Below are 16486 nucleotides of genomic sequence, written 5' to 3'. Positions count from 1 at the left end.
GAGTTTTCTTGTCTAACTTTTGGGGTGCAGTTCATCATTCCAGCTTTTTGCTTGCCATTCAATCAGAAAAGCATCTTACTATTATGAAATAGCACCCTACCTATCCAATCCTCCACCTGAATAAATAGAATGCCCTCATTTAAACATAAAATTACCAAAATTCGCGAACAAAATCATTTTCTAAGCGTTCACTATAAAACAATTCTGACAACGATTTGTCATCAAAAATACGTAGCAAATTTTTTAAATCATAAGCCAATTCGAGAGTGTCCAACTCTTCACGTGCCACCCACCTAACTTCACCTTCTTCTGATGAGCGGAGATGTCCTGAAAATTCATTTGTACGATAAAGAAAGACCAGATAACGAATGCCTTCTGCTGTGTACCAATGTTTCATACCAACCAGTTTAGGATGATGGATTGTTAGTCCCGTTTCTTCATAAATTTCACGCACAACTGCTTGGTGGAGGCTCTCCTTTTCTTCTATATGTCCACCAGGTAAAGCTGCTCCTGACCAAGAATACATCTTGGGGTCACGAATCTGCATGACAATGCGATTTTGATTATCTTCAATCAGACACATATTGGTTAAAATTACTTGAGATTTACGGGACATATTTTTCTCCTCTAAACTTTGTATCAAATAGATAAGAATTTGGGACAGGTTTCATAGTTGCTATCGCAGCCATCAACCTATCCCAATCCTTTATTTTTTAAGCTGTTTTTTCGACTTTTAGGATTTTTACATCATAACTGCCCACAGGTGTTTCAACTGTAGCAGTATCGCCTGTTTTCTTGCCAATTAGAGCTTGTCCAATAGGACTTTCATTAGAAACCTTTCCAGCAAAAGCATCTGCTCCTGCTGCACCCACAATCATATAGACTTCTTCATCCGTTTCACCAACTTCTTGAATCGTAACGGTCTTACCAATAGCAACTTCATCTTGTGCTACTGCATCACTATCTACAATTTCAGCATAGCGAATCTTGGTTTCCAGACTTGAGATTTGTCCTTCAACAAAAGCCTGTTCATCTTTGGCTGCTTCATACTCACTGTTTTCTGATAAGTCACCATAAGAACGAGCAATTTTAATACGTTCTACCACTTCTGGACGGCGAACTAATTTAAGTTCTTCTAATTCTTTTTCAAGTTTTTCCTTTTCTTCAAGGGTCATGGGATAAGTTTTTTCTGCCATTATTTTTTCTTCTTTCTATTTTTAAAATAAAGAGGGAGTGGGACAGAACTTATCTTGAAAATTTTAGTTCCTAGTCTCACCCTCGCAGGATTGCTCAACAGTCTGGGAGACTGTTGAGCAATCAGTAGCTGCGTCGTTGGTTTATTATAACTATATACTTTATACTTTGAAGCTGGAAACTTTCGTCCCAGCTTCTTTTTAATATTCGCTTGCTTTGCAAGGCGCATTCTTCATCTAGTCTAAAATACACTTGTAGCAATCTTTTTAGACTTATACATCATTGCTCAGAAGTAGAACAAAATCAAGTTTTAAAAGTTACAATTTTGTCCCGCTTTTTTAATTTGAACTACTTGATTGTGTCAATTTACTATTAACATGTTCTTGAACATTTTTTTCATGTTCTTCATAGGTATTTGCGAAATAAACATTTCCTGTTTCTGTATTGGCTACGAAGTAAAGATAATCCGTTTTGGCTGGATTAACAGTCGCTTCAATAGCAGAAAAACTAGGATTGTCTACAGGACCAGGCATTAAACCGGTATTTTTATAAACATTGTAAGGCGAATCAATATTAGTATCAATCGCAGCGTCTTCTGCTAAGGTTGTCTTTTGACCAAGCTTTCCTTGAGCATACAAAATTGCAATATTGCTTTGCAAAGGCATGTTTTGATTTAAACGATTGTAAAAGACACTTGCGATGTTTTTTCGGTCTTGATCTGTTGAACCTTCTTTTTCAACCAAGGACGCAATTGTCAAAACATCGTGCACAGTCAAGTTCTTTGAGGCTAAAACATCATAATATTGCGACATGGTTTTATCCATTGCTGCTAACATTTGGTCAATGAGCGTTTCAGCAGTTATGCTGTCGGTCACATTGTAAGTAGCAGGGAAAAGATAGCCTTCTAAGCGATACTTAACACCGCTCTCTTTTTTAGCTAAATTGCCTAATAAGTTTGGATATTTTGTAGCTTCCTGAGTGATAAAATTATCATCTTGCACTTTCTTTAAAAACGTATCCGAAGACAATTTATTTTTCTTCAACTTCGCAATCGTTTTTGCAATTTGGTCAATCGTATATCCTTCTGGAATGGTCAATTTTTCCATTGAGGGATCCTGCGGAGTGTCCGTTCCACCTTGCTGTAGCTTTTTAGCAATCGTATCCAAACTCATGCTCTTTTGCAGATTGTAATAACCCGATTGGAAATCTGCATAGTTTTTAAACTTAGCATAATAGCTAAAAATCTGAGCATTTTTGATCAAACCAGCTTTTTCCAAGACCGTTCCAATTGCTTTGGTGCTCGATCCAGTCGGAATCTTAACCGTCACATACTTTGTATTTTTCGCATCAACTGGTTGTAAAGCTGATGTAACATAGCGATAAGCAAAGAAACCAGTTAAACCAATCCCTAAAAGCAGCAAAATTAAGACCGTTTTGACGATTTTTCCGGCGATTTTGTTTTGACGCTTCTTCGTGTTAATCGTTTGAGCAGTCCTATTTGAACGAGAAAGTTTCTTTGTGTCTTGCTCCGTTCCGTAAACTGCAGGTTGAACTAATTCTTTTGGAACCTTGGTTTCTTCAACAGCCTGATTGGTTGGGTAAGAAACAGGGACTTTCGTCGTATGAGTATTAAACTCTTTTTCTTCTTCCCTAGCTGCCGCTTCGGCTTCTATTTGTTCAACGGTTGGAAGGGGACTTTCTAAAGGAGCAGGCTCTGGCTCGCCACTCTCTTCTTTTTGAACTTTTGGTATATCCGTTTCAGAAGCGGTTGCTTTCTCTTCTTCCTGTGCAGAAGGAAGCGCAGATTGACCCAAACCTAACTTTTCCTGCAAGTCATTAGATTCTTCTACAAGTTTTGGTTGTTCAGTTCCCTTTTCTTTAGCCAAGTCGTACAGAATCTGCTCTTTAAAACTCAGCCCTTCTTTTTCTTGCGAATCTTCAGCCAAATAGTTGACCTCCTTGTTCAATATCCCTACCATTATATCTTAAAAAGTAAAGAAAAGCAATAAGAGAATGCCTTTCTTTCAAGCATTCTACAGAATAATCAATTCTTTTCTCCACTATTTGGGAGTTTTCCAAAGCATATCATACCAAACTTCACCTGCATAGGTAGATTGGGATACGCCCTCGTTGATAAAACCATGTTTTTCATAGTAAGTGACCAAATAATCATGACAAGTTAAGTTGATTCCCAAACGCTGGTCGCGAACAGCAATATCCTTCATTGCATTCAACAAACTTCTACCTAACCCCATATTTTGAGCATTTTTAGCAATAGATAAACTGGTCAACGAAATATAATGGTCTGTCAAATGACTATAATCTTCTACCTCAGAAGTAAAGGATTGATCTACTAAATGGCGTTCTGGACGAACAGGCCCTTCAAGGTAGCCTAAAATCTGACCGTCTCGTTCAGCTACTAAGAAACTGGTTGTTAATTTTTGGATATGGGCTTCCAAAATCTCTCGACTCAGAGCTTCTTCTGGTCCAAAGTTTTCCCATTCAATAGTCGTAATAGCATCCAAATCTGCTAAATTTGCCTGTCTAATCTTCATTTTCCCTCCTTAAAATATGGATTATCCCAAACGAATTCATGTAAAATAGCATGGCTATCTCCCCTTTCAGAAATTCCTTCGTTTATGAAAGCATTCATTTCGTAGTAAGAAATCAACTCATCTGAACAAACCAACTGAAGACCTTTTTGATTTTGTGCAACAGCTATTTCTTTGCAAGCAGCTAAAAGCAAAGTTCCCAGTCCCTGCTCTTTAAAATCTGGATGAATGGATAAGCGCTGAATCGTCATAAAATCAGAATCTTGCTGCCACTTTGACGAATTGTCTATCATTTCCTTTGTCAAATGACGTGAAAAAACGGCTGCCCCTACAAGGTAGCCAGCTATTTTCTCATTTAATTCCGCTATTAAAAAGTTCGTTTGCCCCTGTTCAATCCATTTTTGAATTGTTTCTGCACCAGCTGCTTCTGTGGAAAAATTCGCCTCCTCAATCGCAACGATTGCCTTCCAATCTTCCAAAGAAGCTTCTCGAAGGGTGACTTGTGGTATTAGATTACTGGACATTGCTTGTCAAATTGGATAGCAAACGTTCAAAAGAATATTCATAGGTTTGAATATCCCCAGCTCCCATGAAAACATAAACAGCATTTGGGTGTTCTAACAATGGTGAAACATTGTCAACAGTAATAATTTCTGCCTTTTTGATAATTTTTTCAGCTAAATCTTCTACTTTGACATCTCCGTGGTCCACTTCACGCGCAGAGCCATAGATTTGCGCCAAATAAACGGCATCGGCTTGATTCAAAGCTTCGGCAAATTCGTCCAAAAGCGCAATGGTTCTGGTAAAAGTATGTGGTTGGAAAATCGCAACAATTTCTTTACTTGGATATTTCTGGCGAGCTGCGTCCAAAGTCGCAATAATTTCAGTTGGATGATGCGCAAAATCATCAATAATTGTTGTCCCATTAACCACTTTTTCAGTAAAACGACGTTTCACACCACCAAAAGTGACTAAATGCTCCCGAACTAAATTTAAGTCAAATCCAGCTGTGTACAATAAACCAATAACAGCTGTTGCATTCATAATATTGTGGCGACCAAAGCTAGGAATCTTGAATTCTCCTAATTCTTGCCCACGGAAAGAGACTTTAAAGCTAGAGCCTGTCGTAGAACGGAGTAAGTCATGAGCGATAAAGTCATTACCTTCCTTAAAGCCATAGTAATAAATAGGAGCGTTAGCTGTGACTCGGCGCAATTCTTTGTCTTCACCGTAAACAAATAACCCTTTGCTAACCTGTTTAGCATAATCATTAAAAGCATTGAAAACATCTTCTAAGCTGGTGAAATAATCTGGGTGGTCGAAGTCAATATTCGTGATAATTGAATATTCAGGATGATAAGGCATAAAATGACGTTCGTATTCATCTGCTTCAAATACAAAGTATTTCGCATTTGCAGAGCCGCGCCCCGTCCCGTCACCAATCAGATAACTGGTATCCGTAATGTTTGACCAAACGTGTGCCAACATACCCGTCGTTGATGTCTTTCCGTGTACACCTGCCACTCCCATGCTGACAAAATTACGCATAAAGATTCCAAGAAATTCATGGTAACGCTTATAAGAAATACCATTTGCATCGGCATAAGCAATTTCAAGATTATTATCCGGACGGAAAGCATTTCCTGCAATAACTTCTACATCTGCTTGAAGATTTTTTTCGTCAAAAGGCAAGATTTTAATTCCTGCTTGTTCTAAGCCACGTTGAGTGAAATAGTATTTTTCAACATCGCTTCCTTGAACTTGATGTCCCATTTGATGCAGCATCAATGCTAAGGCACTCATTCCAGAGCCCTTAATCCCGATAAAATGATAGGTTTTTGTCATAATTTCTCCTTAAATACTAAGAGCGTTAAATTTAGTGAAACCAAGTTCACACAAAAATAATTGCTCTTGTCAACGTTCGATTATTTTCCTTCCAGCCGTGTTAAATTTAGCTCTTGCGCTATCCGACGCTCTCTTTGATTTTGTAATTCTTTTTTGTTATAAATTTGACTTGTTTTTAAAAAGTCATAATTATTTTTAGATTTTTTGGGTGATTCCTTCGGCAAAGAGGTATTTACTTTGATATCTGCTAAAATATAATGATCCTGCTTTAAATTTCGACTATATTTTGATAACCTACTACCATTTTCCTTTTGGAAAAATGCTGTTGGTTTATGTGAAATAGCTGTGTTACCATTCGTAACGGTAGGATAAGAACGCTTTTTAGCAGTAAAATCCGATGTCAAATAAGCTGCCGAACGTTTCTTTTTCAAATCCGCTCTGGCTTCTTCTCTAGCCAATTCTGCATAACTTTTTGAAGTAGATTTTTTGGCTTTGACAGATTGAACAGCTGAAGTCGCTTGATAAAACTTTGCCTGTCCTTCTTTTACTTGACTGTCTGCAATTTTCTTTACAATTGGTTCCCATTCTAAATAATTTTTATCAACATAGTCACCATTAATATTACTGATAAGATCGCTTTCATCGTAAAGGTTCATACGCGGCATTTCTGATAACAAGATTTCATCATCAGAAATCAATGGAAAAGGTTTTTCTTTCATTAGCACATTTCCTTTCAACACTTCATTATAACCTATTGGTGCTATTTTTCAAGTGTTTCTGTAGAAATTCCTAGAATTTCTCGTATTTCAGCAACGGTTAGGCTGCTACGGGGTTCTGTTCCATCTAGGATAGTTGATACGAGATGACGCTTGCTTTCCTGCAACTCTTGAATTTTTTCTTCAATCGTTCCTCGCGTAATCAATCGATATACTTCTACATTTCTTTCTTGACCCATACGGTGAGCTCGACCAATTGCCTGAGACTCTACTGCTGGGTTCCACCAAAGGTCTACTAAGATAACAGTATCAGCACCAGTTAGATTCAAGCCAACACCACCAGCTTTTAAAGAGATTAAAAAGGCGTCTCCTTCCCCATTATTAAAAGAATTTGTCATCTCTTGACGATCTTTTGCTGGGGTGGAACCTGTAATTTTAAATGTCTCCATTTTCATCTTTTTCAATTCTTTTTCGATAATGTCTAGCATTCCTCGGAATTGAGAAAAGATTAACATACGGTGGCTTCCTGTCTGAATCTGCTCTAATAGTTCTAACAGGCTTTCTAGTTTGCCACTCTCTCCATGATAGTCATCCATAAAGAGCGCAGGAGTATCGCAGATTTGACGTAATCGCATCAAGCCAGATAAGATTTCCATTTTGCTGCGATTAAGTTCTTCATCTGTAGAAGTAAGCACACGCTCCTGCATTTGTTTTAGTTGCGCTAGGTAGATAGCCTTTTGACTATCTGCAAGCTCATTGCGATAAGAAACTTCGATGAGTTCTGGCAATTCTTGCAAGACATCTTCTTTCTTCCGCCGCATGACAAATGGTTTGATAAAACGAGCAACAGTTTCTGCAGGCAGTTTCAAAAAGTTCTTTTTGCTAGGTAATAATCCTGGCAAAACAATTTGAAAAATAGACCATAATTCGCCGAGGTTATTTTCAATCGGTGTTCCAGAAAGAGCAAAGGTATTTTTTACCTCAAAATTTCGTAGATGATGAGCAATCTTGGTCTGTGCATTTTTCATGACCTGCGCTTCATCTAAAAAGAGATAATCGAAGTTCAATTGACTATACCCTTCAACATCTTGACGGAAAGAAGCATAGCTTGTAATCATCACCTGATGACCTTCTGCAATCAAGTTATCTCTGACTGGCTTTAATCCATAAATGACCGCTACATCCATTTCTGGTGCAAATTTTGCAAACTCATCCAGCCAATTGTAAATTAAACTAGACGGAGCCAAAATCAAAACGTTGGTCTCTTTTTTTAGCTGACTACTTAAAAAGGCAATAGTTTGAAGGGTTTTTCCCAACCCCATATCATCTGCCAAAATACCGCCAAATCCATAATGGTGAAGCATAGACATCCATTTGACACCCGTTTCTTGGTAATCACGCAAAGTTGCTTCCACTTTTAATGTCGGTAGCGCAAATTCCTCTGGATGCGTCAAATCAAAGGCTAAATGGTGAAACTCCTCTGAAAAGCTCACTTTTTCTTGATCTTTAAATAATTCAGATAGCTGATAAGCAGCAATCCGCTGCGTTTGGAAAATACCGTCTTTTCCTTTTTTAGCTCGTAAATCCTGTAAGGTTTTGCTGACTCTTTTTGTTTCTTCATCAAAAACGAGCACCTTGCCAGAGCGACTGATGAAATAATCATTAGCCGAAAAAAGAGCTTCTAACGCATCGTCTACTTCTGTTTGGTCAATACTTGTAAAGTCAAACCCGATATCCAACAAGCCACCATTTGTCTGAACAGAAACTGCTGGTCTTTCCACTTGGTACAAGGCTGTCAGGCTTTCTGCTAATACCTTTCCCAAGCGCCTAAAACGAGGGAGAATGGACGTAAAAAATGAATAAATCTCTTGTGGTTGCAATGGAGGACGAGTGCTTGTAAAATCTGCTTCAAAACCAGCAGACAGAGCTTGTTGAAAAACCTTTTGTTCTAACTGGAAATCGCTAGCAAATGGCAGTTCTTCCAACTTAAAACGAGTATCCACAACATGATTTCCATAATCAAACTGGATTTTGAGACGAATTTCCTGAGTATCCAATAACTCGAAATCAAACAGCGGAGTAAACGTATGAATCACCAAACTTTCTGGTTCATGAATAGAGCCAATTTTACCAAATTCTAATAGTCCTGAAGCTAGTTTTGCTTGGTCGCTTGTATCAAATTGAAGCCGTTTTTTGCGGTCCGTGTCCACAGGCAATTCTCGAATCACCTGAATCATCCGCTTTTGCTGCTCTGTCAGTTGATAGAAATGATCCCCATAAAAAATAAAGTCACCACCGTATAGAATTTTATAATTTTGTTCTGTAATGGTGAGCTCAAAATAATCCGAATTTTCCTCTACTGTAAAATCATAGATGCCTACTTCAGCATGCAAATCTTGAAAAAAGACTTTGTCATAGTCATAAAGACTGTATTCCAAGCGAAAATGCGGCAAATTCATGAGTCGATTTACGCCTTCTTCAAACAGACTAGACGGAAAATAAAGATGTCTAGCAGCATTTGGAAAGATAAAAGAAGCATCTTGATCCTGCTGATAAGAAACAAGTCCTCGTAAAAACTGGATCACCTCTTGACTAGCTTCATCGAAAGCAGCCAATTGCATTTTTTCATAATAGTGCTTGCCGATTTGATAATAATCGCCTTTTTCAATAATCTTTAAAAAAGCACGAATATCTCGGATAACATAGGAGCGCTCATCTGGTAAACGACTGATGCGCAAGGTCCACAAAAATTGTCCTGTATAATCATCTTCTTGCCCAACAGCAGCCAGTTCATAGCGAACGGCTACATCTTTTGTCAAAAGGATTTTATCCAAGAAGAGACTGCCAAAAGAGACTTTCGTTTGAGTTTCCTCTGAAGTTGTTTGCTCCTCTTCAAGATTGGTCAAAACGACTTTTCCTTCAGGGTCATTTTTAAGAAAATATTCTAAGCCTGCTAGATGAGCACAGTATTTCTTTTTTTGAAAAAAATCACAGGCGCAAAAAATGGCTTCGTCATCCAAACTATATCGCAGATTGTGATTTTCAACTCGGCTGTAAATCATCTGATCTTTCACTTTGAGAATTTCAATTTCCCCTGCTTCGTAAAGGGCTATTCCTTCCGTCCGAATCTTCCCAGGAATCAATTTTGCCATAAGTACCACCTTTATTTTATCTATTAATTATACCATATTTTCAGCATAAAGAAAAAAAGCAAGGTTCTCCTCGCTTTCTTTTAGAAAATGTCCTCGTTGAGCTTTTTATAGCATTTAGTGCGTGCAATCAACACTTTCATAAAACCGACTAGCAATATTGTATTGCCTATTACTAAGAATACTAAAAAGAGCCAAATTCCCAGTAAAAGTAGAGAATTTTGTTATCATCAACCAAATGGCTCCCAATGTTATAGCAGCCAAGAAAAGATGTGCAATTCCTACAACGATCAGACTAAAAAGTGATAACCAATAGCGAAAACCAAACGGTTTGTACTTTCTGTCATCATAGTGAATATTCACATAAGCTGCACTTGCAATTCCAATGAGCACCACTTTAGCAATATTTATCCAATTCATATTTCTTTTTCACATAGGTACGTTAGACTAGTTATCTTGTACTGTACCACTTCTACTATTTTTATGTTCAGCCTTGTTTAGTTAGTTCCGCCCTACTTCCGCTTTCTGGCAATGAGATGAATTGGTGTCCCTTCAAATACGAAAGCTTTGCGGATTTGATTTTCTAGGAAGCGCATATAAGAAAAGTGCATGAGTTCTTCTTCATTGACGAAAATAACAAAGGTTGGCGGTTTAGTTGCGACTTGTGTCGCATAGAAGATTTTCAGCCGTTTGCCTTTGTCGGTCGGTGTCGGATTAATCGCAATGGCATCCATGATGACGTCGTTGAGAACAGCTGACGGAATGCGAGTATTTTGACTTTGACTAATTCTCTTAATCATGCCTGGCAATTGATGCAAACGTTGCTTAGTCAGAGCTGATACAAAGACAATCGGTGCATAAGAGAGATACTGAAATTGGTCGCGAATATCGGCTTCCCAATTTTGCATGGTCTTGTTATCTTTTTCCAGCGTATCCCACTTGTTAACAACGATAACAATTCCTTTACCTGCTTCATGAGCAAAACCAGCAATCCGCTTATCATACTCGCGAATGCCCTCTTCAGCATTGAGCACCATAAGCACCACATCAGATCGGTCAATCGCTCGCATAGCTCGCATAACAGAATACTTCTCTGTATTTTCATAGACCTTGCCTGACTTGCGCATACCTGCTGTATCAATCATGGTAAATTCTTGTCCCTCATTGTCCATAAAGACCGTGTCAATCGCATCACGAGTAGTTCCAGCCACAGGACTAGCAATCACACGGTCTTCTCCTAAAATCGCATTGATTAAGCTAGACTTGCCGACATTGGGACGACCGATGAGGCTGAATTTAATCATGTCTGGATTTTCAACGGCTTCTTCATTGGGAAGATTTTCAACAATGGCATCTAAAATATCCCCCGTTCCAATCCCATGAACGGAAGAAATGGGATAAGGGTCACCCAAACCAAGCGCATAAAAATCAAAAATTTCACTACGCATCTCTGGGTTATCTACTTTATTAACCGCTAGAATAATCGGCTTGTGGGTCTTGTAGAGCATACGAGCCACATATTCATCCGCATCTGTAATACCTTCTTTTCCAGACACCACAAAAACGATGACATCCGCTTCCTCCATAGCAATCTCTGCTTGGTGCTTGATTTGCTCCATAAAAGGCGCATCTACATCATCAATCCCGCCTGTATCAATCATGCTAAACTTGCGATTCAGCCACTCAGCCGTTGCATAAATACGGTCTCTGGTCACTCCTTCAACATCCTCAACAATCGAAATCCGCTCCCCGGCAATTCGGTTAAAAAGTGTTGATTTGCCGACATTAGGACGGCCGACAATGGCAATAGTTGGTAAAGCCATAGTGTTCCTCTTTCTGTTCTAAGAAGCTGGGACACAATGCTCAGCTTCGCTTGTTTATGTAGTTATAATTACAGGGCGCAGCGGTTTGGAGAAACTCTATTGACTTTAGGCAATTTAGAATTTCCCATGTACAATTGACTAGGCAATTAGTGCCAATCAAACACTGCTAAGTGGGGTCTAATGCGCTGATAAATCAGCTTTTATATCCCTTTTGACGTCAAGTTTTACTTGAGTTTATTTCCAACCTCGGAAGGTTTCCCAAACCTTTCGAGCTGTGCGGGCAAGCCAACAAAATCGAATTGTTTCGAAATGACCGATTTTGTCTCACTCTCTTTATTTTACAATAATTTCTTGTCTTGTAATAGATTTTGACTAGCAAGATTGGGCTTTTGAGCAAATTGCTTCGCTAGTCGCTCGCTCCATGTATCAGTTGCTCGATCTCCAGCATAGTCTGCTTGAATCTGATCATAGTTCTGAATAACAGATGTGTCCTGTTCTTGATAGTTTTCTTCAAAAACGACTGTTTCATACGGCAAACGTGGTTTAACAGCATGGTGCTGATCCGGCTTTCCCAAAGCCATTCCAAAAATAGGATACGTATAATCTGGTAAGTTAAACAGCTCTGCTATTTCCCTAGAAGCATAGCGAATCAAGCCAATGATGACCCCGCCATATCCCAGACTTTCAGCCGCCAAAAGAGTATTCTGCGCGGCCAGACTAGCGTCAACAGAACTAATCAGAAGATTCTCCACTCCTTGTGAGTAAAAGGTATCCGTATGAAGTCGCACACCTTTCTCAGCTCGATTGAGGTCTCCGATAAAAAGAAGAAAAACAGATGACTGACGAATAGCCTCCTGAGGCACCAAATCAAACAAGGCTGCTTTCTTTTCTTGATTGCGAACAACAATAATCGAATAAGATTGGAAATTCTTCCAGCTAGAGGCTGCTCGACCAGCATCAATAATCACCTTCAAATCCTCATCTGAAATCTGCTCATCTGTAAAACGACGAACAGAAGTATGCTTTTTCATCAAATCAATCGTTTCATTCATCGGCGATTTTCTCCTTCCAGACGAACTTCCTCTGCTAAGAATTTTATTCTTTCCATGACCCGACGAGCCTGCCAAGTTTCATCTCCGTTTTTGGATGTCGCAAAATGCCGTCCCAAATCCGCAAAATTAAAATTCGATGTAAAGAAAGTTGGCAAATTTTCCTGCATCCGGTGCTGTAAAATAACCTGCAAAATCTCATCTCGCATCCACGGACTTGATTGCTCCGCACCGATATCATCCAAAATCAAGACTTGCGCTACTTTTACTTCATCAATCTTTTCCTTAACCAGACCAGAAGAAATAGCATTCTTTACATCCAAAACAAAACTAGGATAATGAAGCAAGGTCGTGGAAACACTACGTTTTTCCGACAAATCATGTGCTAAGGCTGCCATCATGTAACTTTTTCCCACGCCAAAATCACCATAAAGGTAAATCGCTTTTTTGTAGTTTGGATAATCTGCCACAAAATTCGTCAGCAACTCAAAAGCCTTATAACGACCAACATCGTCCAAATCCACTTTTGCCAAACTAGCTTCCTTGAGACTAGCCGGAAGACTAATTAAATTTAACCGTGCATTGATAGTTGCTTGTTTCTGCGCTTCGACTAGTTCGGGAGTTTCTTCATAAGAAACATCTGCATACCCCTCATTCTTCACCAATATCGGCTTATAGCCTTTGGCAATATACGCTTTATCACCTAGCAAGAAACGGTTTCGCTCAGAAATATACTGATTAAACTTAGAAATGCTTCGTTTGATTTCAGCAGGTGTCAATCGCTCAGACTGGATAAAAGCCGCCACATCTGGATCGGTAACGATTTGTTTCACCAACTCTTCATAGTCAAATTGACGAGCTTGGTTCCTATGCGCCATCGTTTGTCCGACACTCTCCATCTAGTCACCTCCTTGGTCTAATTTCGCTAAAAGTTTTCTCTTTTGCTCCTCTAGCTCAGCCCGCTTTTCAGCACTTGTTTCATTCTTATAGTCAGGATTGCTCCAGTCGGGAACATTGTTCTTTGAAGTAGCCGTTTGATTTGCTTTTTTGCTTGGTTGTTGATTTCGCTCACGAATCCGCAAAACTGCTTCTTCTGCCGATGCCACTTCCTGATATGAAAAGTCATTTGCCACTTTCAAAGCGTATTTTTCATTGAGATTAGCTGAATCTACTTTGTTAAAAGTCAACAGCAAAATCACATTGATAACTTCATCTAACAGTCCCAAATTTGCCAATTCTTGCAAACACTGACGTTCTCCTCGTGTGATTGTCGCATGCTTTGTTTTTTTGATTTCTGCCAAAAACTGCATGGCTGACTTACTCTTAGCCTCTCGAATAATCGTTTGTTCAGTATTAGAAAATCCACTTGCAGCAGGCTTTTGATTTAATTTTTGCTTCATTCGCTTGGTTGAAATCACATGACCGACAGCCGTTTCCTTAGCCAACAAATAGGTCTCATACCAAGTCCAATTTTGTTGCTCTGAAATAGCAAAGAGTACCAGCAAATCTTCTTTTTCGTTTTCAAAACGCAAGTTTTCTCGCGCCATCAATTGTTTAAAGTAATCCAAGTCAAAATGATTCTGTTTTGATTGCGGCTCTACCTTTGCATCTTCCACTTGAAAAATCTCTGACAGCTTCACATCTTGCTTCTCACCACTTGGGTGACTAGGCAACAAAGCTTCTACTGCAGCTTCACCAATCTTCTTTTCTAGCAGGCGTCTATAAACAGGATTGCTTAAAAATTCACCAGACGCTAATGTGGGCTGCAAATAGACCTGAAAATGATTCTCCGTATGATAAAGCTCTACTAACTGCATAGCAGACAACATTTCTAAACTTTTTTGCAAGGCATTCATCCCCAGATTGAGATGATTCAAAATGTGCCCAAAAGTATAAGATGATTTTCCATCGTCCCAAAAAGCAAGAAAATATTGATAGATAGAAGTCGCATCAAGCCCTAGAATTGGCAAATACAGACGAATCAAATTGGTGCTATCCTGACTAATCAGATTATTCTTCACAAAAGAAAATTGATCATTCGGTTTCATTTATTGTTCCTTTTTCTTTTTAGCTGTTTTTGTAATCTGTTTCAAGAGGTTTTCCAGCTCGCTCACATCTTTAAAGCTACGATAAACACTAGCAAAACGAACATAAGTAATTTCATCTAAATCCGCCAACTCTTCCATAACCAAGCTTCCGATAAATTCACTTGCGATTTCGTTTTCATTACTGCTGCGCACTTTTTGCTCAATTCGGCTAACAATTGCTTCAATCTCATCACTAGAAACAGGACGTTTTTGCGCCGAGCGAATGATTCCATTAAAGATCTTATCTCTTGAAAATTGTTCCCGCGTGCCATCCTTTTTAACGACAACGAGCGTCCGTTCTTCTACACGTTCATAAGTCGTAAAGCGATACTGACATTCATCACACTCACGCCGACGACGGATTGTGTTGCCATCTTCTGCTTGCCGACTGTCAATAACACTTGATTTATTACCACCACACTTAGGACAACGCATCTGCTTCCCTCCTGAATTCTTAATACTTCATTATACCATGTTTTAAGAAATAACAAAAGATAGGAACTTCCTCACGAAAATATATAATAATCCGTTATCCTATTTACTTCTCTCAAGAAATTTTATATAATAATTGTAAACGTTATCATTTCAAGGAGAATTATGATGAAAAGATTTTTTTCTGTTGCCTTTTTTAAAGACAAAAAGAATATTGCTATTCTAGCTCTAATTATTCTTTTGTTAGGTTCCTTTTCTGCCATGGGAAATCAGCGCGAAAATGGGGAAGAATATAAAGCACAGATTCGAAAATTAACAAAAAGCAATGAAGAAGCTGCTAAAGACTACAAAGCATTAAAAAATGAGTTTGACTCCTACAAAAGAGAAAACTAGCAATATATTGCTATAGGTAAAAAAGAGAAACAGGCAAAGAAGGAGAAAGCCGCTGAGGAAGAGAAGAAAAAGGAAGCGGAACAAGCTAAGCAAGAAAAAGCAGCAAAAGAACAAGAAATAGCTAAACAAGCGGAAGAAAAACGAAAACAAGAAGAAGCAGCTGCCGCTCAAGCGCAGCAACAACAAGAGGCTGCTGCAGCACAAGAAGCTCAACAGCAGGAACGAACCGTTTATGTAGCTCGTAACGGAACTGCTGATGTTTATTGGTATAGTATAGATAATATGCCACGCAATACACGTTTTGACAGAGTAGTCTCCACGACTGAGGCCAATGCTATAAACGCTGGGAAACGCCACACCTCTAAAGAATAACAATCAAAAACAGGAAGTTTCATCTCACAACTTCCCGTTTTTGATTGTTACAATGCAACTTCTGCTTCTAACCCAAAATGGTCACTAACGACAGGTGTTGCTTTGCCGTCAAAAACAACAGCAGATTTTTTAACGTTAAAATCTTTACTCGTAAAGATATAATCAATTTTTAGAGCATCCTTGTTTCCAGCCCAGCCGGCAATATCGCCTTCGACTGTTGCTGTACCAATGACTGTAGCCGCAACAACATGACTGTCTTGCAGAGCAAGCGGACTTTTTAGAATGTGCCGATAGCCCTCATAACCGACGGGATTGTTAAAATCCCCCATCAATACTAGAGGCATATCGCGCTGCAACAATTCTTTTTCTACTTGTACCCATTCTTCTTGGAAGCCTTTGTCCCACCAAGAAAGATGACAGGAAGCCACCGTTACAAGCCGTCCATCAACTTCTGTTTCTGCTAAGAGGACTTTTCTAGTGTGATAATCTGTTGGATCGTTGGCATCTGAAACCAATAACTCACTTGGTTTCAACGGCTTTAAGGATAAAATAGCAACTCCCTCATGAAACCGATCAAAACCAATATGATTATAAGCCCAAGACCAATGATAAATAAGACCTTTCTCTATCAATCTCTCCACGAGACAATGCGCAAAGTGATCTTTATGAATCGCAATGGCGCCATCTACCGCATGATAAAATGGAGCCTGAACAACCTGTTCAGACTCCATTTCTTGATTGACTTCCTGCAGGCAAATGACATCATATTTTTCTTGAAGAATCCGCTCAGCTAGTTGATCTAGCTTTTTTTCTTGCTCATCTTCCATCCAACTATGAGTATTTAAAGTCAGGAATTTTGCCATGATTTCTCTTT

At 39.0% G+C, this 16486-nt stretch carries 15 protein-coding genes and 1 pseudogene; 1 reads left to right on the top strand and 15 read right to left on the bottom strand.

All coding sequences use genetic code 11. From position 1 onward, the window contains the following. Positions 1-151 precede the first annotated feature (151 nt). The 14 genes from HMPREF2876_RS00190 to nrdR form a co-directional block, all read right to left on the bottom strand. Positions 152-616, bottom strand: a complete 465-nt coding sequence (locus HMPREF2876_RS00190) for an 8-oxo-dGTP diphosphatase (protein WP_024052494.1) — start codon at positions 614-616, stop codon at positions 152-154. Between the two features lie 97 nt (positions 617-713). Continuing rightward, positions 714-1196, bottom strand: a complete 483-nt coding sequence (greA, locus tag HMPREF2876_RS00185) for a transcription elongation factor GreA (RefSeq protein ID WP_003023612.1) — start codon at positions 1194-1196, stop codon at positions 714-716. A gap of 336 nt (positions 1197-1532) precedes the next feature. Beyond that, positions 1533-3140, bottom strand: coding sequence for an endolytic transglycosylase MltG (gene mltG, locus HMPREF2876_RS00175; protein WP_042754090.1), 1608 nt, complete (start codon positions 3138-3140; stop codon positions 1533-1535). Between the two features lie 114 nt (positions 3141-3254). Beyond that, positions 3255-3749: a GNAT family N-acetyltransferase gene (locus tag HMPREF2876_RS00170; protein WP_024052496.1), complete on the bottom strand. Its 495-nt coding sequence runs from the start codon at positions 3747-3749 to the stop codon at positions 3255-3257. Continuing rightward, complete coding sequence (locus tag HMPREF2876_RS00165) at positions 3746-4270, bottom strand: GNAT family N-acetyltransferase (RefSeq protein ID WP_024052497.1); 525 nt, start codon at positions 4268-4270, stop codon at positions 3746-3748. Before HMPREF2876_RS00165 ends, HMPREF2876_RS00170 begins: the two co-directional genes overlap by 4 nt. Next, positions 4260-5591, bottom strand: coding sequence for a UDP-N-acetylmuramate--L-alanine ligase (gene murC / locus HMPREF2876_RS00160; RefSeq protein WP_070583884.1), 1332 nt, complete (start codon positions 5589-5591; stop codon positions 4260-4262). The genes HMPREF2876_RS00165 and murC overlap by 11 nt, the downstream gene beginning before the upstream one ends. A gap of 80 nt (positions 5592-5671) precedes the next feature. Continuing rightward, the gene (locus HMPREF2876_RS00155) at positions 5672-6310 is read right to left on the bottom strand and encodes a divisome accessory protein ZapJ (RefSeq protein ID WP_024052499.1); all 639 of its coding nucleotides are present in this window, start codon (positions 6308-6310) and stop codon (positions 5672-5674) included. A 41-nt stretch (positions 6311-6351) separates the two neighbouring features. Beyond that, positions 6352-9459: a pilus expression-regulating Snf2 family helicase gene (locus HMPREF2876_RS00150; RefSeq protein WP_024052500.1), complete on the bottom strand. Its 3108-nt coding sequence runs from the start codon at positions 9457-9459 to the stop codon at positions 6352-6354. A gap of 114 nt (positions 9460-9573) precedes the next feature. Beyond that, on the bottom strand, positions 9574-9876 hold the full coding sequence (locus HMPREF2876_RS00145; protein ID WP_024052501.1) for a hypothetical protein: 303 nt from the start codon (positions 9874-9876) through the stop codon (positions 9574-9576). 92 nt (positions 9877-9968) lie between these two features. Further along, positions 9969-11279, bottom strand: coding sequence for a ribosome biogenesis GTPase Der (gene der, locus HMPREF2876_RS00140; RefSeq protein ID WP_024052502.1), 1311 nt, complete (start codon positions 11277-11279; stop codon positions 9969-9971). A 338-nt stretch (positions 11280-11617) separates the two neighbouring features. Beyond that, the gene (locus HMPREF2876_RS00135) at positions 11618-12331 is read right to left on the bottom strand and encodes an NADPH-dependent oxidoreductase (protein WP_024052503.1); all 714 of its coding nucleotides are present in this window, start codon (positions 12329-12331) and stop codon (positions 11618-11620) included. After that, on the bottom strand, positions 12328-13227 hold the full coding sequence (gene dnaI / locus HMPREF2876_RS00130; protein WP_024052504.1) for a primosomal protein DnaI: 900 nt from the start codon (positions 13225-13227) through the stop codon (positions 12328-12330). Before dnaI ends, HMPREF2876_RS00135 begins: the two co-directional genes overlap by 4 nt. After that, a complete protein-coding gene (locus HMPREF2876_RS00125; RefSeq protein WP_024052505.1) occupies positions 13228-14376 on the bottom strand; it encodes a Replication initiation and membrane attachment protein in 1149 nt (382 codons plus the stop codon). It lies immediately after the preceding gene. Further along, positions 14377-14850 carry a transcriptional regulator NrdR gene (gene nrdR / locus HMPREF2876_RS00120; RefSeq protein ID WP_024052506.1) on the bottom strand — a complete coding sequence of 158 codons (474 nt, stop codon included), beginning with the start codon at positions 14848-14850 and terminating at the stop codon, positions 14377-14379. A gap of 165 nt (positions 14851-15015) precedes the next feature. Between nrdR and HMPREF2876_RS00115 the strand changes: the two are divergent. Next, positions 15016-15612 (top strand): annotated as a pseudogene (locus tag HMPREF2876_RS00115) (hypothetical protein). A 47-nt stretch (positions 15613-15659) separates the two neighbouring features. Here HMPREF2876_RS00115 and HMPREF2876_RS00110 read toward each other — a convergent pair. Beyond that, positions 15660-16475, bottom strand: coding sequence for an endonuclease/exonuclease/phosphatase family protein (locus HMPREF2876_RS00110; RefSeq protein WP_024052509.1), 816 nt, complete (start codon positions 16473-16475; stop codon positions 15660-15662). Positions 16476-16486: the final 11 nt, after the last annotated feature.

Origin of the sequence: Streptococcus sp. HMSC073A12, from assembly GCF_001812815.1 — a bacterium.
GTDB classification, from domain to species: Bacteria; Bacillota; Bacilli; order Lactobacillales; family Streptococcaceae; genus Streptococcus; species Streptococcus vaginalis.
The sequence above is the reverse complement of the archived record's forward strand: the minus strand, read 5'-3'. Positions and strand labels throughout refer to the sequence as shown.

What these genes read in the sequence shown, in the direction of transcription:
- nrdR (WP_024052506.1), bottom strand. Translation starts at nt 14,850, where the DNA reads ATGCGTTGTCCTAAGTGTGGTGGTAATAAATCAAGTGTTATTGACAGT.
- HMPREF2876_RS00135 (WP_024052503.1), bottom strand. Translation starts at nt 12,331, where the DNA reads ATGAATGAAACGATTGATTTGATGAAAAAGCATACTTCTGTTCGTCGT.
- HMPREF2876_RS00110 (WP_024052509.1), bottom strand. Translation starts at nt 16,475, where the DNA reads ATGGCAAAATTCCTGACTTTAAATACTCATAGTTGGATGGAAGATGAG.
- HMPREF2876_RS00150 (WP_024052500.1), bottom strand. Translation starts at nt 9,459, where the DNA reads ATGGCAAAATTGATTCCTGGGAAGATTCGGACGGAAGGAATAGCCCTT.
- HMPREF2876_RS00145 (WP_024052501.1), bottom strand. Translation starts at nt 9,876, where the DNA reads ATGAATTGGATAAATATTGCTAAAGTGGTGCTCATTGGAATTGCAAGT.
- greA (WP_003023612.1), bottom strand. Translation starts at nt 1,196, where the DNA reads ATGGCAGAAAAAACTTATCCCATGACCCTTGAAGAAAAGGAAAAACTT.
- dnaI (WP_024052504.1), bottom strand. Translation starts at nt 13,227, where the DNA reads ATGGAGAGTGTCGGACAAACGATGGCGCATAGGAACCAAGCTCGTCAA.
- HMPREF2876_RS00190 (WP_024052494.1), bottom strand. Translation starts at nt 616, where the DNA reads ATGTCCCGTAAATCTCAAGTAATTTTAACCAATATGTGTCTGATTGAA.
- HMPREF2876_RS00170 (WP_024052496.1), bottom strand. Translation starts at nt 3,749, where the DNA reads ATGAAGATTAGACAGGCAAATTTAGCAGATTTGGATGCTATTACGACT.
- murC (WP_070583884.1), bottom strand. Translation starts at nt 5,591, where the DNA reads ATGACAAAAACCTATCATTTTATCGGGATTAAGGGCTCTGGAATGAGT.
- HMPREF2876_RS00165 (WP_024052497.1), bottom strand. Translation starts at nt 4,270, where the DNA reads ATGTCCAGTAATCTAATACCACAAGTCACCCTTCGAGAAGCTTCTTTG.
- HMPREF2876_RS00125 (WP_024052505.1), bottom strand. Translation starts at nt 14,376, where the DNA reads ATGAAACCGAATGATCAATTTTCTTTTGTGAAGAATAATCTGATTAGT.
- HMPREF2876_RS00155 (WP_024052499.1), bottom strand. Translation starts at nt 6,310, where the DNA reads ATGAAAGAAAAACCTTTTCCATTGATTTCTGATGATGAAATCTTGTTA.
- der (WP_024052502.1), bottom strand. Translation starts at nt 11,279, where the DNA reads ATGGCTTTACCAACTATTGCCATTGTCGGCCGTCCTAATGTCGGCAAA.